This window comes from Pseudomonas sp. 1L-B-1-E-C1, from assembly GCF_057291835.1.
Genome location: NZ_JBXAWN010000013.1, coordinates 176195 through 197998 on the forward strand (window position 1 = coordinate 176195; position 21804 = coordinate 197998).

Sequence of the window (21804 nt, forward strand, 5' to 3'; positions counted from 1 at the left end):
CGTTCCTCAGACCTCAATCCTCCCGCGTCAAAACCTCCAGCAACTCAATTTCAAACACCAGATTCGAATTCGGCGGGATCTTGCCCATGGTTCGCTCGCCGTACCCCAGGTGCGCCGGCACCCGCAATTTACGTTTGCCGCCGACCTGCATGCCCATCAGACCCTGATCCCAGCCTTTGATCACGCGGCCGGTGCCGATCACGCACTGAAACGCTTTGCCTCGGCTCCATGAGGAGTCGAACTCAGTGCCGTCTTCCAGCCAGCCGGTGTATTGGGTGGTGATCAGTGCGCCTTTCACCGCGGCTTTGCCCTCACCCGGTTGCAGGTCGATGATTTGCAGTTCGTCTGTCATGTCGTTGGCTCTGTTGAGAGTTTTCGCAGGCGGCGTTTTTCGCAGAATCCGTCGCCGATGGCAATCCATGGAACCGAAAACACGCGTCGCCGCTCACATGTGTATCGACATCGTATGACGACAAGGATGCTTAGATGACCGACTCTCGATTGCTGCGCAGCTTTATTCCGCCCTACATCCTCAACCGCATCATTGCCCACGGTTCAGAGCCGCAGCGCAACGCCGCGATGCAGACGCTCAATCATGTGCGCAGCCTGCTGCCCAACCCCGGCCGCCCTTCGCAGCCGCCGGCGCGGGCGATTTTGCCGGAGGCGACCAAGCCTGGCCTGGCCCGGCGCAGCGTGCATGATGCGCAGAACAAAATGCTCTTGCCAGGCATGCCGGTGCGCCTCGAGGGCCAGGCGCCGTCGGGGGACCCGGCGGTCGATGAGGCTTACGATGCGCTGGGCGCCAGCTATGATTTCTTCTGGAAGGTGCTCGGTCGCGACTCGATCGACAACCAGGGTTTTGCCCTGATCGGCAGCGTGCACTACGGCCAGGGCTACGAGAACGCATTCTGGAACGGCGCGCAGATGGTCTTTGGGGACGGCGATGGCGAAATCTTCCAACGCTTCACCCGCTCGCTCGACGTCATCGGCCATGAACTGGCCCACGGCGTCACCGAAAGCGAGGCCGGGCTGATTTATGCCAACCAGTCTGGCGCGCTGAACGAGTCGCTCTCGGACGTGTTCGGTGTGCTGACCAAGCAATACACCCTCGGGCAAACCGCCGAGCAGGCCGACTGGTTGATCGGCGCCGACCTGCTGATGCCGAAGATCCAGGGCAAGGGCCTGCGCTCGATGTCGCACCCGGGCACGGCGTATGACGACCCATTGCTGGGCAAGGACCCGCAACCGGATCACATGCGCAAGTTCGTCATCACCAGCGAAGACAATGGTGGCGTGCACATCAATTCCGGCATTCCCAACCGTGCGTTTTATCTGGCAGCCCGGGCGTTTGGTGGCTTTGCCTGGGAAAAGGCCGGGAAGATCTGGTATGACACGCTGTGCGATGACCGCTTGAGCCAGGAGGCCACGTTCGACGCGTTTGCAAAATTGACCATCGACCACGCCGCCCAGCGCTTTGGCACCGAAGCAGCCGACGGAGTGCAGCAAGCCTGGGCACAGGTCGGCATCGAATAATCCGAGGAGGCTGTATGAAAACGCTACCCGAGCTGGATGACGACTCCGTTTTGCGCGTATCTCGCCAGGGTGGCGTTGCAGCGATTCACAGCCTGAGCCGCCCACGGGAAATCGAATTTGCGCAATGTGATATCAGTCAGCGCTCAAGGATCTGCTCAGTGCTCGAGGGCTGCCTGCCTTTGGACAGCAGCGAATCGGGCCGTGGGGATCAGCGCTTCTATCAGATTGAAGTGCGCTATCAGTCCGGGGAAATGGTGTTGAAGGTGCCGGAGGACAGGGCGCCTGGGGAGTTGGTGAGTCTGTGGGACAAGGGAGAGCTGCTCTGATTCATGCTGGCGGGTCTTCTGCGTCGACAACTGACGATGTGCGTGGGCCAAATCCTGCGGTTTGTCCAAAGACCACACCGTTGAATGTGTGCGTACAGCACTCGCAATGCGGCGTCATGTCCTGCGCCGTCAGTTTCGGATTGACCATTTGCAGTCGATTTTGCTGATCGACATACAGCCCGCTGAAATAGCTGGATTCACCTAGTCGCACGATGTCCTGGCGATCTTCTTCATGGATGGCAACCATCCAGAACACTGGGGCGGATTGATCAAGTCGCGCGACAGCCTCACCGAAAATGGAATCCCAAGGGCCGCCAACGCGAGACAACAGGAAGCGAAAAAGCGGGGTGTAGTCTCTTCCGTATTGTTTGCCTGGATGCATCGAACTTCGCATGGCTTCGTGACGGCTTGCGGCTTTGCTGTTGCGCTGATCGCGGTAATGCGCAACTGATTCGTTGCGACGAACACCCCACGTACGAGTATTCACTTTGCGGTAGAGAAGTTTCTTGTCCAATCCATTGTTCCTCATTCAAACGCCCGCTGTTTTACCGGAACGCCGTTCGAATACAATCAGCCATCCATGGCCAATTGTAAAACCGGGCCTATCGCTCGACCGGCTGCATCTCGACAATCGTGCCGTTGGTGATCATCACCATCACGTACTTGTCATTGATCTGCACCCACTGCGCCTGTTCGATCGGTGCTTTCAGTCCTTTGGCTTTCCAGTTCTTCAGCGCCTTGTCTTCGCGCTGATACATTTCCGGCGCGCGATCGTTGACCTTCAGTTGGCGGTCGCTGGTCGGCGATTGCACTGAGGGATCGCTGGAGGTTGCCGCCGCTTGAACAATGGGCGTGATCCCGGCAATGCCCGCAACGAGGGCCAGGCTGGCGATTAGGGTTTTGCTGTTCATCGGTGAACCTCTTTCAGATGAGTAGTACCTGAACTCCGACTGCGCGGCGTGGGAAACATTCCTTGTTTTTTGCCGGAGGTGGCCGTTGGAGGGCTTTGTCCATCAGACCGCCATCGCGGGCAGGCCAGCTCCCACACGGGGTTGTGTTGCACCACATTTTTTAACGTGAGCTCCGTCCCTGTAGGAGTGAGCCTGCTCGCGATAGCATTCGACTTGCAGGCATCGTTTTCGCCTGACATACCGCTATCGCGAGCAGGCTCACTCCTACAAAGAGCAGGAGCAGGAGCAGGAGCAAGATCAAAAGATCGCAGCCTTCGGCAGCTCCTACAGTTGGATTGGGCACAACCTCTAGATCAGGTCGGCTGTCAGGCCGCCATCGCGAGCAGGCTCGCTCCCACAGAAACGCAAGGCAGCGCAGCTTCTCGCGGCGAAGACGCCCACTCAACAATGAGCGTTAGCTCGAGTGCTTTTGATCTTGATCCACGGGCGACGTCGGAAGGCTGAGTGGAGGGATTGATCCGGGCGTGGGAGCGCAGCGACCGTTCGACGAAGTCGAACACAGCGGGAGGAGGTGCAGCGAAGCCAACCGGAGACGCTGCGCCCGGATCGATCCCGGAGCGAAGGAACCCGAGCCTGCGAGGGCCGAACGCAGGAGCAAGCCTTTTCGGTTACCTTTTCGGCGTTTGGAAAAGGTGACCCGCCGTAAGGGCGGAACCGTAATCAGCAACACCCGCAGCAACCGATATGTACCCGGTCGACCTAAACAAATCATCGCCTGACCAAACGCCTTCGCGAGCAGGCTCGCTCCCACATTGATCCGCGCTCCAGCAATGGATTGATCCGCCCCGCGCATCAATCCATGCCAACAATGCAATTAACAGATTGTTACATCTGCGCCACCATCCACCTCAATAAAAACCGTGCGCCGCTTCTCCGTAGCGCACGTCATAAAAGCGGTGGAGTACTTTTCTATGACAGCCTCAATCCCAACCAACGGCTCGCGAGCCGGTGCCATCTTCCGGGTGACCTCGGGCAACTTTCTCGAACAGTTCGACTTCTTTCTGTTCGGCTTCTACGCCACGCAGATCGCGGCAGTGTTCTTCCCGGCGAGCAGCGAGTTCGCCTCCCTGATGATGACTTTCGCAGTATTCGGCGCCGGTTTCCTGATGCGTCCGCTGGGCGCCATCGTGCTCGGCGCGTACATCGATGACGTCGGCCGGCGCAAAGGTCTGATCGTCACCCTGTCGATCATGGCCAGCGGCACGATCCTGATTGTGCTGGTGCCCGGATACGAAACCATAGGCTTGTTCGCTCCGGCGCTGGTGCTGATCGGCCGGCTGCTGCAAGGCTTCTCCGCCGGTGCGGAACTGGGTGGTGTTTCGGTGTATCTGTCCGAGATCGCCACCCCGGGTCGCAAAGGCTTTTTCACCGCTTGGCAGTCGGCGAGTCAGCAAGTGGCGATCATCGTGGCGGCTGCGCTGGGCTACGGTCTGAACCAGTGGATGGAGCCGCAAGCAGTGGCCGCGTGGGGCTGGCGCATTCCGTTTTTCGTCGGCTGCATGATCGTCCCGTTTATCTTTTTCCTGCGCCGCAACCTGGCGGAAACCGAAGAATTCGCTGCACGCAAACACCGTCCGAGCATGCGCGAAGTGTTCCGCACCCTCGGCCAGAACTGGGGCGTGGTACTCGGCGGAATGTTGATGGTCGCGCTGACCACCACCGCGTTCTACCTGATCACCGTGTACGCGCCAACTTTCGGTAAAACCGTGCTGCACCTGAGCACTTCCGACGCGCTGCTGGTGACGCTGCTGGTGGGTGTGTCGAACTTCTTCTGGCTGCCGATTGGCGGCGCGTTGTCCGACCGTATCGGCCGTCGCCCGGTGCTGATCGGCATGGCCCTGCTGGCCTTGGCCACTACCTACCCGGCGCTGTCGTTCCTGGTGCAGGCGCCGAGTTTTACCAACATGCTGCTGTCGCTGTTGTGGCTGTCGTTCATCTACGGCTTGTACAACGGCGCGATGATTCCGGCGCTGACCGAAATCATGCCGGTGGAAGTGCGCGTCGCCGGTTTCTCCCTGGCATACAGCCTGGCCACGGCGATTTTCGGCGGTTTCACCCCGGCGATGTCGACCTTCCTGATCCAGTACACCGGCGACAAAGCCGCGCCAGGTTACTGGATGAGCATCGGTGCGCTGTGCGCGCTGTGCGCCACGCTTTATCTGTACCGCCGTGCCGGTGGTCGTCTGCAACCTGTCGCGGCCTGAGGAAATACTCGCCATGAAAAAACTCTTTACTGTTACCGCCCTGCTCGCCGGTCTCGCCTTCAACTTCGCGGCCCAGGCCGAGGAATTGAGCGTGATGACCTCCGGTGGCTTCACTGCCGCTTACAAGATTCTCGGGCCGAAATTCGCCGCTGCCACTGGCAACACCCTGACCACCAGCCTCGGCCCGTCAATGGGCAAGGCGCCGGAAGCGATTCCCAATCGTCTGGCACGCGGTGAGCACGCCGACGTGGTGATCATGGTCGGTTACGCCCTCGATGAGCTGATCAAACAAGGCAAGGTCGACCCGGCATCGCGCGTTGAACTGGCGGATTCGCGGATCGGCATGGTAGTGCGTGAAGGCGCGGCGAAACCGGACATCAGCAGCGTCGACGGCCTGAAGAAAACCCTGCTCGACGCGCAGTCGGTGGCGTACTCCGACAGCGCCAGCGGCGTGTATATCGAGCAGCAGTTGTTCAAAAAACTCGGCATCGAAGATCAGCTGAAACCGAAAGCCAAGATGATCGCCAAGATCCCGGTCGGTTCGGTGGTTGCCACGGGCGACTATCAATTGGGCTTCCAGCAAGTCAGTGAATTGCTGCCGGTACCGGGCGTGAGCTTCGTCGCGAAGATTCCGGAATCGGTGCAGTCGGTGACGCGTTTTGCCGCGGGTATTCCGGTCAAGGCCGAGCATCCGGAAGAGGCCAAAGCCCTGCTCGCCTACCTCGCTGCACCGGCCGCTCAGGCTGACGTGCAGGCCACCGGACTGGATTCGGTCAAGCGTTGATCGTTGGCGGCTGGACGCGCATCTCCACGACCAGCCGCTCCAGTTCCAGTGCCGCCGGGGTCAACGTGCGATCCCGGCGCTTGATGATGCCGACACTGCGCATGACTTGCGGCTCGGTCAGCGGCACCCGCGTCAGGATCGGATGATCCGGCCCGGGCATCGCCATCAACGGCACCGCCGCCACACCCAACCCCGCCTCCACCAGGCCGATCATCGTCGTCACGTGCCGCGTCTCGCAAATGCTCTGACGCTGCGGCACCACCTCGCCCAAGGCCTGATCGAGCAGAAAGCGATTGCCCGAAGTCTTGTCCAGCGCGATGTAATCCTGCTGATAGAACTCGTCCCAACTGACGCTGCTGCGCCCGGCCAGCGGATGATCGCGGCGACAGGCGACAACGTAGCACTCCTGCACAAGCGGTTCGAACTCGACTTTGGCATCCTGCGTGCCGAGAAAACTCAAGCCGAAATCCGCCTCGCCATTGACCACCGCACTCAACACGTCGTGGGCGCTGGAATCGAGGACTTTGACCTTGATCCGTGGAAACTGCTGGTGATAACGCGCGACCACGCGAGGCATGAAGTAATACGCCGCCGAGGGCACGCAGGCGACGGTGACATGGCCCAGACGGGTCGAGGCGACTTCGCTGATGCCGAGCAAAGCGATGTCGAGATCATCCAGCAAGCGTTCGACACTGGGCATGAAGCCGCGCCCGGCCTGGGTCAGGCTGACCTTGCGCGTGGTGCGCTCGAACAATTTGACGCCGAGGGCGTCTTCGAGCTTTTCGATGCGCCGACTCAGCGCCGGCTGCGACAGGCGCACGGTGTCGGCAGCCTTGCGAAAACTGCCCTGCTCGACCACCGCACGAAAGGCTTGCAGGTCGTTGAGGTCGAAGTTGATGGCCATGGTGTTTCCGGAAATTGATGCGCGGGGGTTATAAATGTAACCAGTTGATGCAAATTATTACAGCGACACCGGAAATCCCCTGTAGGAGCTGCCGCAGGCTGCGATCTTTTGATCTTGATTCTCTGAAGGTAAAAGCAAGATCAAAAGATCGCAGCCTCGTTGCACTCGGCAGCTCCTACAAGGGATCTTTGGTGGATCTGAAATTAGGTCAACCCTTATCCTTGTCGCCCCCCGCCGTACCCGTAGTCAGGAGTCATTTCAATGCCCCATGAAGGCAATCTGTTGCAAGCCGCTGTCGTGTTTCTGTTCGCGGCGGTGCTCACCGTGCCTTTGGCCAAACGTCTGCAACTGGGCGCTGTGCTCGGTTATCTGTTTGCCGGGGTGATCATCGGCCCGTCGGTGCTGGGCCTGATCGGTAATCCGCAAAGCGTTGCGCATATTTCCGAGCTGGGCGTGGTGTTGCTGCTGTTCATCATCGGCCTGGAGCTGTCGCCGCGACGCTTGTGGGTGATGCGCAAATCGGTGTTTGGTGTCGGTCTGGCGCAGGTACTGTTGACCGCTTCGGTGATCGGCGTGCTGGCACTGGCGGTGTTCGGCCAGCCGCTGAACAGCGCGATTGTGCTGGGCCTCGGTCTGGCACTGTCGTCCACGGCGTTCGGCCTGCAAAGCCTCGCTGAGCGCAAGGAGCTGACCAGTCCCCACGGGCGGCTGGCGTTTGCGATTCTGCTGTTCCAGGACATCGCCGCGATTCCGTTGATCGCGCTGGTGCCGATGCTCGCTGGCGTCGATCATCACACCAGCACCGCCGACGACATCCGCCACAGCTTGCAGGTGCTCGGCGGTATTGCCGTGGTGGTGATCGGCGGGCGTTATCTGCTGCGGCCGGTGTTCCGCGTGGTGGCGAAAACCGGTCTGCCGGAAGTCTCCACCGCCACCGCGTTGCTGGTGGTGATCGGCACGGCATGGCTGATGGATCTGGTCGGTGTGTCGATGGCGCTGGGGGCGTTTCTCGCCGGTCTGCTGCTGGCGGATTCGGAATATCGCCACGAGCTGGAAGCGCAGATTGAGCCGTTCAAAGGCCTGCTGCTCGGGCTGTTTTTCATCAGCGTCGGCATGGGCGCCAATCTCAGCCTGTTGTTGAGCGCGCCGATCGCCGTGTTGGGTCTGACCCTGCTGTTGATCGGTCTGAAATTGCCGCTGCTGTTCGTGGTTGGGCGTTTGGCAGGAGGATTGAACAAGATCAGCGCAATTCGACTCGGCATCGTTCTGGCTGCCGGCGGTGAGTTTGCGTTTGTGGTGTTCAAGATCGGCCGCGATCAGGGCCTGTTCGAACCGCGTCTGTACGACTTGCTGGTACTGACCATCACCCTGTCGATGGCGCTGACGCCGTTGCTGCTGTTGATCTGCGCACGTCTGGTCAGCCCGAAAGTGCAGCCGGTGGAGGTGCCGGAGAAATTCCGCGAAATCTATACCGAAGCGCCGCGCGTGGTGATTGCCGGCATGGGCCGGATGGGGCAGATCGTGGCGCGGATTCTGCGCGCGCAGAACATCAAGTTCGTCGCGCTGGACACCTCAGTGGAAACCATCGAACTGTCGCGCAGCTTCGGCGGTGTGCCGGTGTTCTACGGCGACCCGATGCGCCCGGAAATCCTCCACGCGGCAAAGGTTGGCGAGGCGGAATATTTCGTCATCGCCACGGACGATCCGGAGACCAACATCAAGACTGCCGAAGTGGTGCACAAGCTGTATCCGCACATGAAAATCATCGCTCGCGCGCGTAACCGTCAGCACGTGCATCGCCTGGTCGATGTCGGCGCGGAAGCGATTCGTGAGACCTATTATTCGAGCCTGGAGATGAGCCGACGCACGCTGGTCGGCCTCGGTCTGACCCAGGCCCAGGCCGATGCGCGGATCAAGCGTTTCAAGCATCACGACGAACAGGTACTGGAGGCGCAACACGCCGTCTACGACGACGCCGCCAAAGTCCTGCAGACCGCCCAGGAAGCCCGGGCGGAACTGGCCAAACTGTTCGAATCGGATCAGCTCGAAGAAGAAGCCCGCAAATCCTGAGCCCTGCGAATCCCCCTGTAGGAGCTGCCGAAGGCTGCGATCTTTTGATCTTGTTTTTCAAGAGCAAAATCAAAAGATCGCAGCCTTCGGCAGCTCCTACAGGGGGATCGGGTCAGGCCAGTTCCAGCGCGGGTGCTGGCTCGACCGGCGCAACCGCAAACCGATCCGCCAGAAACGGCGTGATATCCAGCGGCAGCGGCTCGTCATTCACCAGTTTATCCAGCAACACCCCGGTAATCGCCGAGGTCAGAATCCCGGTGCGGAAGTGCCCGCAAGCATTCAGATAACCCTCGACCCCACGCATCGGCCCGAGGATCGGCAATTCATCCGGCGAGCCCGGGCGCAGTCCTGCCCAGGTGCGTTTCAGATTGACGTCCGCCAACTCCGGCAGACAGCGCACCGCGCCCTGCACCAACCCGGCGATTTCCGGAAATGTGGTCGTGACGTCGAAGCCTTTGTCTTCGGTGGTGCTGCCGATGAGGATTTCGCCGTTGTCCTTTTGCGCCACGTAGCAATCGCTGGTGGTCAGGCAGCCGTTGAGGATCTTCGGCATGCGCTCGGTCAACAGGATCTGGCCTTTCACCGGTTTCACCGGAATACGAATTCCCGTCGCCCACTCGCTCAAATCCGCCGCCCACGCGCCGGCAGCGTTAATCAGCGTCTTGCAGTGAAACACCCCCGCCTCCGCTGTCTGCACACCGGTGACGCGAGTGCCGTGATGCAGCACGCCGGTGACGTTGGTATTGACGAAGATGTCGACGCCGTTCTGCCGCGCACCTTCCATATAAGCGTCAGCGAGGCGGAACGGACTGACCTGATGATCGCAGAGAAACTCCAGCGCCCCGCGCGCTTCATGGCTGACGCTCGGCTCCGCCGCACGCAACGCCGCCTGATCGAGCCAGCGCACCTGATCGGCCAGATGCGGAATGCAGCCGACGATGTGCTCGGCGTAGAGCCGGTCTTCGTCGTCATAGATCACGAACTTCAACCCGGTCTTTTCGAACTTGCAATCCATGCCGTGTTTGTCTTTCAGCTCACGGTGCAGCGCCGGGTAAAGCGCGTTGGACTGCAAGGCAAAATCGAAAAACGACGCCGGCAGGATATGCGGCGTACTGGCGTCCACCGCTACCGCCGCGCCCTGGGTTTCGCGCTTGCGGTTGGCCGACATCATGCGAAAGAAAATCACCCCGCAGCCGAGGCCGACCGATTCGCCAATCGCCCATAAACCCCCAGCCGAAGCCCGCGTCGCATTGCCGGGGCGCTTGGCGTCGATCAGCGCAACTTTCAGATCTTTGCGCTTGGACAATTGGTAGGCGCAGGACGCGCCGATCACGCCGCCACCGGCAATGACCACGTCGTAGAACTTACTCATGACAAGCGCCCTCCGCGCCAAAGGACTGGAACGCCGAAAACGGCACAGGATCAATCGGAAAGCGCGGGCGCAGCCAGCCGACATCCTGACGTCCGGTGGCTTGGCGCAGGCGATCGCTGCAATAGCCGACGCACATCCGACCCTGGCAATCGCCCATGCTCACGCGGGTGCGCATTTTCAGGCTGGCGATGTCTTGCACGCCCTGCTCCAGCGCCAGATCGATGTCGGCGCGGGTTGCGTGTTCGCAGCGGCAAATCACCGTGTCGGCCGCAGGCAATGCAATCTGGCCGACGCCGCGCTCGGTGTAGCGATCCACTGCAGCGCGGAAGCGCACGATGGCTCTGAGCTTGCTCGCGTAACGATCGCGGCGCACCCGGGCCAGTTCGGCGTCGAGCACGCCGCGTTGCAGCAGGATGGAAGTGGCGGCGATCTTGCCGGCCAGCATCGCTGCTTCACCGCCGCGGATCCCGCCCATGTCGCCAGCCAGATGCACGTGCGGCTCGCTGCTTTGCTGCCAGACATCGGCGTGGGCACGCAGGTAGCCGTCGTCGCTGAAGCCATGATCGAGGCCCATCTGCTGGCTCAATTGCGTGCGTGGAATAAAACCGTAACCTACCGCCAGCGTCTGCGCTTCGAAGCGCTCGACCCGCGACAGATCCGCCTCCCACGTCGACGAATACGGCGCGACGCTGACGCTTTTCAATTCGCCGTCGCCATGGGCTTCCACCACGCCCCAGCCATAGTTCATCGCAATGCCGTGTAATTTCAGATAAGCGAGCATGCTCAAGCCGTCGAGAAACAGTTGCGGCTTGTTCAACAGCGCCAGACTCTCGCGGGCGATCTTGCCGAATGCGCAAGCCTCGTACACACCGGCGACGCGTACGCCCGAGGCATGCAACTGGGTCGCCACCAGCGGAAGCAACGGCCCGGTGCCGGCGATGATTACGGGCCCTTGCGGCTTGACCACGCCGCTCTTGATCTGCAATTGCAGACCACCGAGCAGAATCACTCCCGGCAACGTCCAGCCGGGAAACGGCACGCTGCGTTCATGGCAACCAGCGGCCAGCAGTAGTTGCGGATAAGCGATCTCATGCAGTTGTTCATCGCCGTCAAGCACCACCACTGCGCGAGTGCCTTCGGCGCCGACCACGCGATGGTTGAGGCGCACGTCGATCAGGCCCGACTGCTGCTCAAATTCACCGTGCAGTTTGCCCAGCGCTTCGGCATAACGCGGCCCGAGATAATCCAGTTGCACGCCATCGCGCAACGGCCCGCGATACACCACCCCACCGAGGCGCGAGGCCTCTTCGAGCAAGGTGCAGCGCACCCCATGGCGCGCCAGCTCGATGGCTGCCGCCATCCCCGCCGGCCCGCCGCCGACGATCAGCGGTTGCAGGCTCATACGACCTCCTGCGCGACGACGCGGTTGACCCGGGTTTCAATCAGCATGCCGTCACGCACCACGGTCTGACAGGCGCGGCGCTTGTGGCGACCGTTGATTTTCACCAGACAGCACTGGCAAACGCCCATGCCGCAATAGGCACCGCTGATCTGATCGTGATCGTTGCGTGCGATCTGACGCACGCCGAGGGACTGGATGACGCTGAGAACGGTTTCGCCGATGGCAGCACTGACCGCTTGGCCGTTGATGTGCACGGTCATGTCCGCCTGCACCAAGGGCTGGATATCGAAGGTTCTTTCTAGGCAGTTCATTACGGTGTTCGTCCGTGAAGATTCAGTTGAGGTTGTGTCAGCTCCTTGCTGCACTACGCCTCGTCGACGCTTTTATTGCCGTGTTTTCAACGTCGACGCGGATACTTCGTCAGCGCAACAAGGTGCGCGACAAGCACTGTAGCTCATACCTCAGCAAAGGCCTGAATCATTTACGGTAGGCGATATCGCCAGGCGAACTATTGATCCAGGCCAGTGAAATTGGCGGGATGGAAAGCGATCAGTTGGAAAAGACGAATTGGCCTTTGATTTTCTTCGCATCGAAGAAACCGAGGTCGGGGAACAGCAGGTTCTTCAACCACGCGACGTAGAAAATCATTGCCAGCGTGATTGCCACGCCGATCACCGTACCGGTCGGGTCATCTCCGTATTCTTTGAACATGCGCGGCACCTGACTGATCGAGAGCACCACGTACACCGTGTAAGCGTGAGCCGCGTTGCGATAAAAACCCCAGGCAAAGAGCAAAGGCACGCCACCGGCGAACAAACCAAGTCCGATGGCGAAACCGGTGCTGATGGTCAGCCCCAGGAGATAGCCGCCCACCAGACCGATCAGGGCCTGGACGTAAGTCAGTCCGAGAAGGATCTTGATCTTGCCGGCGTGGCGTTCGAGCAGATCCGCATCGGGACGCGAGCCGATCAAGTACGCCAGTGCCTTGTCTTTCAGCGCACCACCGGAGAAGGCCTTGAAAGTTTCGGTTTTCGAGCGCCCGGCATCGAGCATTTCGGCGACCTGGCGTTTGATTTCCTTTTTGTCCAACGTGTTCTTCCTTAATTAAAAAAATCGGGGGAGTGAAGCAAGGGCACTTCGGGAACCGATTGTCGCCTTGTTGAGTTGCCGAAAGCAAAAGGCTCAGGCATGCCGGCCCTTACGCAGTGGATAAACACAATTTGTCGATCATGTTTAAATCACACGCACTGTTACCGCATCGGACTTACAACGCCTTGCGTCGCTGCCTACGGGTGCATCAGAATCCGCCGGCTTACACGGCTATCGGTAGGGCTATATCGTTTCCCTGTCACTGCAAAACAGTGATCGGGTTTGGTAGCCCGTTTCTTGATAGTTGTATGGCGTCCCTTTAAGCGGCCCCTCTTTTGAGGCTCAGCTCTTTATGGTGACCATGCGTGGGGCTCATTCGTGAGCGCCGGGGTTAACTATCTTGACCGGTCTACCAACCCGCGCGTGGCCGCCACCCTTCGTTTGGTAGCGATAGTGACGGCTCTTCATTCCTTCAAGATAGAGAGTCAACCATGTTCAAAGTAACGCCAAACCCGCCAGAAGCCGATTCGATCCCGTACGACCCTGCTTTGGAGCCTCAGCGCATAAAAGACGCGGCCGCTCGCGCCATCAACTTTTATCTCGATCCTCAAACCTTGAAGACTACGATTCCCAATCGCCAACCGGGCAGGATCTTTCTCGTAGACCCAACTGTGGACGACGAAACGCTGCTCGTGGAAGCCTGTGAATCGCTGGCGGCAGCGAACGACATGGCCCGCGAAATAAGCACTGTCATAGAGCCTGCACAGCGCCGTTCGCTGCTGATGTTGCAGCAGGTGATCATGCTGAGTGAGCTGATCGTCAATCGCGTGCTCGACAGCCGACGCGTGTCGAACTAGCCACAACCGAGGCATGAGGGGGCGTGCTCCCTCACTGCCAGCGTGCACGTCACCCCGTAGCGTTCTCTCTCACCAAGTTGCTCTCATCGGAGTTTCAGCTGATGTCACAGACACCATCCAATCCGCCGGGCAGGATCAACGCCACGCCGTACAGCCCCAATACTCTGTTCATGGTCAACCCGCAATCCGACACCGAATCGTTGCTGGTCAACGCGTGCGAATCCCTGGCGTCCGCCACGGTGATGCTCGGTGATTTTGCCGGGATGCTCGAAGGCTCACGGCGCAATACCCTGTTGGGCATTGCGCAAGTGGTCATGTTGGGAGAATTGGCCGTGAACAAAGCGCTGGATAACGTCGTGCCGACCGAGTAATTCGCCGCGCTTGCGTTTGCAGTTCCAAAAAGCAAAAAAGCCGCTTTCACCCGAAGATGAAAGCGGCAGAGGCATCCTGCCTCAGAGGGATCAGTGTACGAACAGGGCGATCAGGATGATGATCGGGATCGGCACGCCGAGGAAGAACAGCAGTAATGAGCGCATGGTGACTCTCCTTTTTAACGAACCGGAGTGGTAGTGGTGTAGGTGTCGACTTCGACGTACTCGACCGCATCACGACGACGACCGCCGAAGGTGGCTGCGAGGCTGGCGAAGAACGCACCGGCCAGCAGCGCGACGAACATCCACAGCGAGGTGTAGGCAGCGACTTTCGCGGCGGTATCGGCCGCTTGCTGAGCTTTCAGTTTCGCGTCAGCGATGGCTTTCTGGGTGTTGGCGTAGATTTCGTCGACACGACGTTCGGCATCGGCCTGGCTCAGGTTGGTACGTTGCGACACCAGTTGTGCGAGGTAGGTGCGGTCCTCGGCGCTGAGCTGACCGTTGGCCAGGCTCTGGGCGAAGATGCGGGTCACGGTGCCGCGTGCGGCGTCATCGCTGACGGCGGCAGGACGATCATCGCGGAACAGGCTGTCGACGAAGTAGCCGTACTGATCGCTGTCAGTGTTGGCAGCAGCGGAGCCGGCGGCCTGGCTCATCGCACCGGCAGCACCGCCGACGACATTGGCACCAGCCTGCACACCACCACTGACGACGCTACTCACCGAACCGACCACCAGCACAGCGGTGACCAGTGTTGCGACGCACCAGGCGAGGAAGCCGTGGGCGGTGTCGCGGAAGTAGACTTCGTCACCGTGCATGTTGGCCCACTTCACGCGCAGACGGCCGGCAATGTAGCCGCCCATGCCGGAAGCAATGATCTGCGTCACCGCCAGCCAGACAATCGTCGAAATGCCCAGGCCTTTGGCGCTGACACCCTCTCCGGCCCACGGTGAAACAGCCGAAAAGCCCAGGCCGAAGCCGAGCAGTACCAAAATCATCGACAGTGCTGCGGCAGCCGCTGCACCCGCGAAGATCGCGCCCCAGGACACGCCTGAGACACTGCTCGACTCTTCCACGGCAGGATAATAGCCATCAGGGGATTTGTTCATTGTTGTGCTGCTCCAGGCATGAAAAATGGTGTTACAACTCGTCAAGTGAGGAATTGCAGTGACCGTGCCAGTTACAACATCTAAATAAACCCTTCTTTTTCAATGCTTTATAAAAGATGAACTTCTGAAAACGTTGCAAATTGCAACACCTGCCGAAATACAGCGGGTTTTATGCATTGGCTTGGTCGATCATTTTCGCTTGTAGCTCTTTTTCCCGCTGGGCGTCAGGCAATACACCCCACCACGGGGTCCTGTGCAAAACGAACTGGTTCCACAGGCGCAGCCATCGTCGTTATTCAGGAAGTTTTGCGGGCGCACCTGTTCGCGCCCACCGAACATTGCCGCGCAGCTCTTCTTCGAACCGCTGATAGAGCCGTCATTGCACAGAAACAGATCGCCATCGCAACGATCAATCCCGCCCTTTTTGCCGGAACAAGGTGTATTTGCAGCTTGAGCGAGGGCGCCGGTAAAAAGCAGCAAAAGCAGGACTATTGGCTTCCACACACGGCTAATCAATGTAATCACAGCGCCACTCCTGTTGGACTTTATGGCCAGATGATATCAATCTTCCGACAATCACAGCGCCTGTCCCGGCGAATGGCAGCTGCAACATGAAAGTTAATTTAAAGCGTCACGGTAAATTCTTGGCAAAATGCTGCCATTCCGTTTGAACCGATCAGCAGGCCTGCCTATGACTCGTATCTTGACCATCGAAGACGACGCCGTGACCGCGCGGGAAATCGTTGCCGAACTGAGCAGCCACGGGCTGGACGTCGACTGGGTCGACAATGGCCGCGAAGGCCTCGACCGCGCCGTCAGCGGCAATTACGACCTGATCACCCTCGACCGCATGTTGCCGGAGCTCGATGGCCTGGCCATTGTCACCACGTTGCGCACCATGGGCGTGGCGACGCCGATTCTGATGATCAGCGCCCTCTCCGATGTCGACGAGCGCGTGCGCGGTTTGCGTGCCGGTGGCGATGACTACCTCACCAAGCCGTTCGCCACCGATGAAATGGCCGCGCGGGTTGAGGTTTTGCTGCGCCGGCAGAACAGCGTCGCCACCCAGGCAACCACGCTAAAAGTCGCCGACCTTGAGCTCGACCTGATCAGCCACGAGGCCCGCCGCGCCGGACAGGTGCTGACGCTGCTGCCAACCGAATACAAATTGCTGGAATTTCTGATGCGCAACAGCGGCCAGATTCTTTCGCGGATGATGATTTTCGAAGAGGTCTGGGGTTATCACTTCGACCCGGGCACCAACCTCATCGACGTGCATATCGGCCGTCTGCGCAAGAAGATCGACGCCGCGGGCAATGTTCCGCTGATCCGCACGGTACGGGGCTCGGGCTATGTCATTGCCGAACCCGTCTGACGGCTGGCGCTCCTCCAGCAGTCGCTTGCTGGCGCTGTACAGCTCGCTGTTCGTGGCGTGGAGCGCGATCCTCATGGGGGTCATGTATTACGAGGTTTCCGGCTACCTCGACAAGCTCGCCAAGCATTCGCTGATGCAACGTCAGCACCTGTTCTCGCACTTTCGCGGCGAGCAACTGGAAGACGCCCTCGCCGCCAGCATGACCTTTGATATTCGCGGCATCGACGCCTACGGCCTGTTCGACGCGCAGGGCACTTATCTCGGCGGTGCGCTGCAGCAAATCCCCGAAGATCTGCCGCTGGATGGCAAGATCCACATGCTCGCCGAGTGTGTCGATTCCGACGATCCGACCCTGCCCAGCGACAGCTGCGATGCCGTAGCGACGCAAACCCGTGACGGACGCTGGCTGGTGTTGCTGCGCGACAACGGCTCGTTGTTCGCGGTGACGCGGATCATTTTGCACGCGTTGTTCTGGGGCGTCTCGCTGACGATTATTCCCGGGGTCGCCGGTTGGCATCTGCTGCGGCGTCGACCGCTGCAGCGCATCCGCGCGATCCAGAACAGCGCGCAGGCCATCGTTGCCGGCGACCTGACGCACCGCTTGCCGCTGTCCAATCGCCGCGACGAACTGGACATGCTCGCCGCCATCGTCAACGCCATGCTTGAGCGCATCGAGCGCTTGATGAACGAGGTCAAAGGCGTCTGCGACAACATCGCCCACGATTTGCGCACGCCGCTGACCCGCCTGCGCGCGCAGTTGTATCGCATGCAGCAACAGGCGGGTGAAGGTTCGCAAGAAGCGGCGCAACTGGATCTGGTTCTGGCTGAGGCGGACACGCTGATGGCGCGGTTTCGCGGATTGCTGCGGATTTCCGAGCTGGAAGATCGCCAGCGTCGCTCGGGCTTTGTTGAACTCGATCCGGTGCGTTTGCTGGAAGAGTTGCACGAATTCTATTTGCCGCTGGCCGAGGAAGGCGATCTGCGGTTCCAGTTGAACATGCCGGAAACGCTGCCGCCGCTCAATGGCGACCGTGCGCTGCTGTTCGAAGCGTTGGCGAATCTGCTGAGCAACTCGATCAAATTCACCCCGCCCGGCGGCACGGTGATGTTGCGCGGGGTCAATGCGAACGGGCAGACGCGGATCGAGGTTCACGATTCAGGGCCGGGGATTCCCGAGACCGAACGAGAAGCGGTGTTCCAGCGCTTTTATCGCACCGAGGGCGGCCAGCCGCAGAGTGGTTTTGGTCTGGGGCTGTCGATTGTCGCGGCGATTGTCAGCCTGCACGGTTTCAGTCTTGAGGTCGGCAGCAGTGATCTGGGCGGGGCGAAACTGGTGCTGGATTGCCGGCAGAGTTTGATCAGCCAGGCCTGAGGTAATGCAATCCACCCTGTGGGAGCGAGCCTGCTCGCGAATGCGGTGGTTCAGTCACAGCAATGTTGACTGGCCTGACGCCTTCGCGAGCAGGCTCGCTCCCACAGGAAACTCCATGTTTCACACGTACTTTGTGAATCAATCAGGTTGGGTAATTGGCCCGCAGGGCGTCGAGCCCGCCCTGATAGATGCCGTTGAACAACGCCACCACTTCTTCATCGCTCACGCCGACCGCGTTGAAACGTCCCGACCACGTCACCCGCGCCCCTTCACCTTGGGCTTCAACCTTGATGGTCGCCAGGTAATCGCTGGCCGGGAACGGTGCCTGTTCGATCGAATAACTGTACGTTCTGGCGGCGTTGTCGAAGGTTTGCAGACGCTCGATCACCACGCCGCCGTCGGCGGTCTGCAGGGTGCGCACGCGCCCGCCTTCGCTCAATTCACTACTGGTAATCAACGGCAGCCAGTCGGGCAGCGTGTTGAAGCCGCCGATCAATTGCCAGACCTGATCGGCCGAGGCCGGGATGTCGATGGTTGCTGATGCAGTTGGCATAAAACCTCTCTCTCAAGGATTCAGATAGTCAGGCTGTCGACCACACCGCCATCGACGCGCAATGCGGCGCCAGTGGTGGCCGAGGACAGCGGCGAAGCGATGTAGGTAACCAGATGCGCCACCTCCGACACATCCGCCACGCGCTGGATGATCGAGGTCGGACGGGCCTTGCGCACAAAGGCGTCGGCTTCCTCACGCAGGTCGCGCCCCGACTCGGCAGCGGCGTCTTTGAGCATGTCCTGCAGACCGTCGGTGAAAGTCGGCCCCGGCAGGATCGCATTGACCGTGACCCCGGTGCCAGCCAGACGTTTGGCCAGGCCGTGGGACACCGCGAGGTTGGCACTTTTGGTCACGCCATAATTGAGCATGTCCGCCGGCGTTGCGACCCCGGATTCCGAAGACAGGAAGATCACCCGGCCCCAGCCCTGCTCAACCATCGCCGGCACGTAATGGCGCGCCAGGCGCACGCCGGAAATCACGTTGACCTCATAGAAACGCGTCCACTCGCTGTCGGGAGTCTCGAAGAAATCGACGTCGTTGAAGATGCCGAGGTTGTTCACCAGAATGTCAGCGCGCGGCTCGGCGGCGAAGAGTTTTTCCGCGCCCTCGGCCGTGCCCAGATCAGCGGTCAAACCGCGCAGCTGCGCGCTCGGCACAGCCTGGCGAATACTCGCCAGCGCCTGCTCGACCTTGGCCGTGTCGCGACCGATCACCACCACCGTGGCGCCCGCCTCGGCCAGCGACTGGCTGATGCCCAGCCCAATGCCGGCGGTACTGCCGCTGACGATGGCCAGTTTTCCACTCAGATCAATTTTCATGGGTTTACCTCATTGGCAAGGAGTTCCACCGCGCTCGACTTTGGCGACGATTTCAGAAGCATGGATCAGCGTAGTAGCGATAGTGCGCGCCCGGTTGAGCTGCCGACCGGTGACGGGGATGTCGTTTGATCGAGGAATCCCTGCGTCTGGCAGACCGTAGCCCCTCACCCTGGCCCTCTCCCGGGGGAGAGGGAACCGACCGAGTTGTACTGAACTCAACGCCCACCTGAAGGACCATAGCGATTATGGATTCAGAGAAGACCTTTCACGTCGGCGTATTACCTGAATATCCACCGGTCAGTCCCCTCTCCCTCCGGGAGAGGGCTAGGGTGAGGGGCTTTTGGGAGCTGATCAGACTTGGGTCAGGCGAAGCGAACCCTCGCTGTCGACCGTCACGCTGATCGCATCGTAACTGGCCAATGTCGCGTGAGCCGTTTCAATCGGATGCTGATGCGTAGCAGTGATGATCATCAACGCAGCGCCCGCCGCTTCCGCAGCCTGAATACCAACCGTCGCGTCTTCAAAAATCAGACAGTCAGCCGGCTTGACCCCCAGCTTTTTCGCCGCCAGCAGATACCCCGACGGATCAGGCTTCCCTGCCTTCACATCTTCCGCCGTGATCATCACCGCCGGCTCGGGAATCCCCGCCGCCGCCATCCGCCGCAGGGCCAGATCCCGTGGCGCGGACGTCACCATCGCCCAGCGCTCTTTTGGCAGACCGTTGAGAAATGCCGCAGCAGCGGGAATTTCGACAATGCCTTCAACGTCTTCCATTTCCGCAGCGGTGATGAACGCCGCTTGTTCCTCGGCATCCACGCCCGGCAGATTCAGCCGAGTGATTGTGTCGATCGCCCGCGCGCCATGAATGGTCGGCAAGAACGTCTCGACCTCAACGCCATGGCGCACCGCCCACGCTGACCAGATGCGCTCGGCGGCGGCGATGGAATTGAGGACGGTGCCGTCCATGTCGAACAGGAACGCGGCGAATGCGCGATCAAAAACCGATGCTTGTGCAGACAAAAGAACAAATCCTCTGACAGATGGCCGGGGCAGACAGGCCCGGCAATGTAGCACTTGTCAATGCAGCTGCGGATGCGGAGCCTTGGATTTGAACGCATTTTCCACACAGTCGAGCAACTGACCGATCGCCCACGGCTTCTTGATGAACGCCACCGAATGCTTGACCCCGGAGGTCTCCGGCGTTTCATAGCCGGACATCACCATCACCGGTTTTTCCGGCCAGCGATCGCCGACCAGATTCGCCAGGTCGGCGCCGTTGAGCGTGCCGGGCATGGTGATGTCGGTCAGCAATAACGCGACGTTCGCCGCGTGTTCCTCCAGATACAGTGAGGCGGCGTCAGCGCTGGTTTGCGGTTCGACCTTGAACCCTTCCTCCTGGAGAATTTCGCAGAGAAACTCCAGAATCAACGGATCGTCCTCGACAACCAGAATCAACCCGCCAGGAAGGTGCGCGCTCGACGTAGGTGTAGGGCACATGAACAGCACTCCCCCGAATTACATTTTTTGAATAGCGGTTTTGAATCCGCTGCTTATCTGGTATGAGCAGCGCGTGTTGTAGAAATTCATTTTTGATACAGCAGATTTCGCCAAGGTGTTGTTTTTCGAAGTGCAGCGGCCGTCTGTAACCCTCATTTGTGGTTAAAATGCCGGCCCTTTGAAAGGCCGAACCGTAATCCATGAACCCTGAAGCCCTCGCCACCCTCCACGCCCATTTGCTGCCCGCGCTGGCAGCGGCACCCAGCGAAACCCGCCGTTTGTTTCATGGCCGCGGGCGCTGCTGGCCGGGGCTGGAACAGCTGACCGTGGATTGGCTGCAGGGCGTGGTGCTGGTGTCGCTGTTCAAGGAGCCGGCGCCTGAGCAATTGCAACATCTGAGGGATTCACTGTTGCAACTCGCCGCCTCGCGCGAATGGCAGCAGTCCGGCGCACACACCCTGCTGATCCAGCATCGTTACCTGCCGCAAAGCACAGCGGAGTGGCTGATCGGCGAGGAAATCGAGGAAATGACCATCGTCGAAGGTGGCTTGCAGTACCGCGTCGACCTCGGCCGCAAGCAGAACACCGGTCTGTTTCTCGACATGCGTTACGGCCGCAACTGGGTGCGCGAACAGGCAGCGGGCAAGCGGGTATTGAACCTGTTCGCCTACACCTGCGGCTTTTCCGTAGCAGCAATCGAGGGCGGCGCCAGCCATGTGGTCAATCTGGATATGTCCCGGGCCGCCCTGAGCCGTGGTCGCGACAATCATCGTCTGAACGGCCACGACCTGAGCAAGGTCAGTTTCCTCGGTCACGACCTGTTCAAATCCTGGGGCAAGGTGATCAACAGCGGCCCCTACGATCTGGTGATCATCGACCCGCCGTCGTTCCAGAAGGGCAGTTTTCTGCTGACCAAGGACTATCAGCGCGTATTGCGCCGCTTGCCGGAACTGCTGACCGCGCAAGGCACGGTATTGGCGTGCATGAACGATCCGTCGTTCGGTTCGGACTTCCTGATTGATGGCGTCACCCTGGAAGCGCCGAGCCTGCGCTTCGAACAACGGCTGGCCAATCCGCCGGAGTTTCCGGATATCGACCCGGAAAGCGGCCTGAAAGCCCTGATTTTCCAGCGCATCAGCTGACGCACCGAAAATCCCTGTGGGAGCGAGCCTGCTCGCGAAAGTGCAGGGTCAGATA

The 21804-nt window shown here is 60.1% G+C and carries 23 protein-coding genes and 1 pseudogene; 10 read left to right on the forward strand and 14 right to left on the reverse strand.

What is annotated here, in order from left to right:
* Nucleotides 1-13: 13 nt before the first annotated feature.
* A complete protein-coding gene (locus AC0Z4S_RS22430; protein ID WP_253503096.1) occupies nt 14-352 on the reverse strand; it encodes an FKBP-type peptidyl-prolyl cis-trans isomerase in 339 nt (112 codons plus the stop codon).
* A gap of 134 nt (nt 353-486) precedes the next feature.
* On the opposite strand from AC0Z4S_RS22430, the gene AC0Z4S_RS22435 reads away from it, so the two are divergent.
* Both AC0Z4S_RS22435 and AC0Z4S_RS22440 read left to right on the forward strand, forming a co-directional pair.
* Nucleotides 487-1533, forward strand: coding sequence for a M4 family metallopeptidase (locus tag AC0Z4S_RS22435; RefSeq protein WP_485624639.1), 1047 nt, complete (start codon nt 487-489; stop codon nt 1531-1533).
* 14 nt (nt 1534-1547) lie between these two features.
* Nucleotides 1548-1859: a protealysin inhibitor emfourin gene (locus AC0Z4S_RS22440; RefSeq protein ID WP_485624640.1), complete on the forward strand. Its 312-nt coding sequence runs from the start codon at nt 1548-1550 to the stop codon at nt 1857-1859.
* Between the two features lies 1 nt (nt 1860).
* Here AC0Z4S_RS22440 and AC0Z4S_RS22445 read toward each other — a convergent pair whose 3' ends face one another.
* Together AC0Z4S_RS22445 and AC0Z4S_RS22450 are read right to left on the reverse strand one after the other, a co-directional pair.
* Nucleotides 1861-2373 carry a hypothetical protein gene (locus AC0Z4S_RS22445; RefSeq protein ID WP_485624641.1) on the reverse strand — a complete coding sequence of 171 codons (513 nt, stop codon included), beginning with the start codon at nt 2371-2373 and terminating at the stop codon, nt 1861-1863.
* Between the two features lie 88 nt (nt 2374-2461).
* Entirely contained in the window at nt 2462-2770 is a 309-nt protein-coding gene (locus AC0Z4S_RS22450) for an RcnB family protein (protein WP_485624642.1), read from the reverse strand.
* A gap of 971 nt (nt 2771-3741) precedes the next feature.
* Between AC0Z4S_RS22450 and tcuC the strand changes: the two genes are divergently transcribed.
* Nucleotides 3742-5034, forward strand: a complete 1293-nt coding sequence (gene tcuC, locus AC0Z4S_RS22455; RefSeq protein WP_016775219.1) for an MFS transporter — start codon at nt 3742-3744, stop codon at nt 5032-5034.
* 13 nt (nt 5035-5047) lie between these two features.
* The gene (locus AC0Z4S_RS22460; protein ID WP_042609273.1) at nt 5048-5818 is read left to right on the forward strand and encodes a substrate-binding domain-containing protein; all 771 of its coding nucleotides are present in this window, start codon (nt 5048-5050) and stop codon (nt 5816-5818) included.
* Here the strand turns inward: AC0Z4S_RS22460 and AC0Z4S_RS22465 are convergent.
* The gene (locus AC0Z4S_RS22465; protein WP_485624643.1) at nt 5808-6722 is read right to left on the reverse strand and encodes a LysR family transcriptional regulator; all 915 of its coding nucleotides are present in this window, start codon (nt 6720-6722) and stop codon (nt 5808-5810) included. The genes AC0Z4S_RS22460 and AC0Z4S_RS22465 overlap by 11 nt on opposite strands.
* Before the next feature lie 261 nt (nt 6723-6983).
* On the opposite strand from AC0Z4S_RS22465, the gene AC0Z4S_RS22470 reads away from it, so the two are divergent.
* Nucleotides 6984-8792, forward strand: a complete 1809-nt coding sequence (locus AC0Z4S_RS22470; protein ID WP_485624644.1) for a monovalent cation:proton antiporter-2 (CPA2) family protein — start codon at nt 6984-6986, stop codon at nt 8790-8792.
* A gap of 112 nt (nt 8793-8904) precedes the next feature.
* On the opposite strand, the gene hcnC is transcribed toward AC0Z4S_RS22470, so the two are convergent.
* The 4 genes from hcnC to AC0Z4S_RS22490 all read right to left on the reverse strand — a co-directional run bounded on the left by hcnC (nt 8905) and on the right by AC0Z4S_RS22490 (nt 12655).
* The gene (gene hcnC / locus AC0Z4S_RS22475; protein ID WP_485624645.1) at nt 8905-10164 is read right to left on the reverse strand and encodes a cyanide-forming glycine dehydrogenase subunit HcnC; all 1260 of its coding nucleotides are present in this window, start codon (nt 10162-10164) and stop codon (nt 8905-8907) included.
* Entirely contained in the window at nt 10157-11566 is a 1410-nt protein-coding gene (hcnB, locus tag AC0Z4S_RS22480; protein WP_485624646.1) for a cyanide-forming glycine dehydrogenase subunit HcnB, read from the reverse strand. The genes hcnC and hcnB overlap by 8 nt, the downstream gene beginning before the upstream one ends.
* Complete coding sequence (locus tag AC0Z4S_RS22485; RefSeq protein WP_123442157.1) at nt 11563-11877, reverse strand: (2Fe-2S)-binding protein; 315 nt, start codon at nt 11875-11877, stop codon at nt 11563-11565. The genes hcnB and AC0Z4S_RS22485 overlap by 4 nt, the downstream gene beginning before the upstream one ends.
* Nucleotides 11878-12115: 238 nt before the next feature.
* A complete protein-coding gene (locus tag AC0Z4S_RS22490; protein ID WP_485624647.1) occupies nt 12116-12655 on the reverse strand; it encodes a hypothetical protein in 540 nt (179 codons plus the stop codon).
* Between the two features lie 491 nt (nt 12656-13146).
* On the opposite strand from AC0Z4S_RS22490, the gene AC0Z4S_RS22495 reads away from it, so the two are divergent.
* Nucleotides 13147-13512, forward strand: coding sequence for a DUF6124 family protein (locus AC0Z4S_RS22495; protein ID WP_122700595.1), 366 nt, complete (start codon nt 13147-13149; stop codon nt 13510-13512).
* A gap of 125 nt (nt 13513-13637) precedes the next feature.
* Nucleotides 13638-13883: pseudogene (locus AC0Z4S_RS22500) on the forward strand (DUF6124 family protein); the annotation flags it as partial.
* A gap of 179 nt (nt 13884-14062) precedes the next feature.
* Here AC0Z4S_RS22500 and AC0Z4S_RS22505 read toward each other — a convergent pair.
* Both AC0Z4S_RS22505 and AC0Z4S_RS22510 read right to left on the reverse strand, forming a co-directional pair.
* The gene (locus AC0Z4S_RS22505; protein ID WP_485624648.1) at nt 14063-14992 is read right to left on the reverse strand and encodes a hypothetical protein; all 930 of its coding nucleotides are present in this window, start codon (nt 14990-14992) and stop codon (nt 14063-14065) included.
* A 189-nt stretch (nt 14993-15181) separates the two neighbouring features.
* Nucleotides 15182-15505 carry a YdcA family protein gene (locus AC0Z4S_RS22510; protein WP_485624664.1) on the reverse strand — a complete coding sequence of 108 codons (324 nt, stop codon included), beginning with the start codon at nt 15503-15505 and terminating at the stop codon, nt 15182-15184.
* Nucleotides 15506-15683: 178 nt separating this feature from the next.
* Between AC0Z4S_RS22510 and AC0Z4S_RS22515 the strand changes: the two genes are divergently transcribed.
* Nucleotides 15684-16367: a response regulator transcription factor gene (locus tag AC0Z4S_RS22515; RefSeq protein WP_039762250.1), complete on the forward strand. Its 684-nt coding sequence runs from the start codon at nt 15684-15686 to the stop codon at nt 16365-16367.
* Complete coding sequence (locus tag AC0Z4S_RS22520; protein ID WP_485624649.1) at nt 16345-17739, forward strand: sensor histidine kinase; 1395 nt, start codon at nt 16345-16347, stop codon at nt 17737-17739. The genes AC0Z4S_RS22515 and AC0Z4S_RS22520 overlap by 23 nt, the downstream gene beginning before the upstream one ends.
* 142 nt (nt 17740-17881) lie before the next feature.
* On the opposite strand, the gene AC0Z4S_RS22525 is transcribed toward AC0Z4S_RS22520, so the two are convergent.
* The 4 genes from AC0Z4S_RS22525 to AC0Z4S_RS22540 form a co-directional block, all read right to left on the reverse strand.
* Nucleotides 17882-18292 carry an SRPBCC family protein gene (locus tag AC0Z4S_RS22525; RefSeq protein WP_485624650.1) on the reverse strand — a complete coding sequence of 137 codons (411 nt, stop codon included), beginning with the start codon at nt 18290-18292 and terminating at the stop codon, nt 17882-17884.
* A gap of 20 nt (nt 18293-18312) precedes the next feature.
* The gene (locus AC0Z4S_RS22530) at nt 18313-19110 is read right to left on the reverse strand and encodes an SDR family NAD(P)-dependent oxidoreductase (protein ID WP_485624651.1); all 798 of its coding nucleotides are present in this window, start codon (nt 19108-19110) and stop codon (nt 18313-18315) included.
* A 351-nt stretch (nt 19111-19461) separates the two neighbouring features.
* Complete coding sequence (locus AC0Z4S_RS22535; protein ID WP_485624652.1) at nt 19462-20130, reverse strand: HAD-IA family hydrolase; 669 nt, start codon at nt 20128-20130, stop codon at nt 19462-19464.
* Nucleotides 20131-20187: 57 nt separating this feature from the next.
* Entirely contained in the window at nt 20188-20607 is a 420-nt protein-coding gene (locus AC0Z4S_RS22540; protein WP_485624653.1) for a response regulator, read from the reverse strand.
* 200 nt (nt 20608-20807) lie between these two features.
* Between AC0Z4S_RS22540 and AC0Z4S_RS22545 the strand changes: the two genes are divergently transcribed.
* Complete coding sequence (locus AC0Z4S_RS22545) at nt 20808-21749, forward strand: class I SAM-dependent methyltransferase (RefSeq protein WP_485624654.1); 942 nt, start codon at nt 20808-20810, stop codon at nt 21747-21749.
* Nucleotides 21750-21804: the final 55 nt, after the last annotated feature.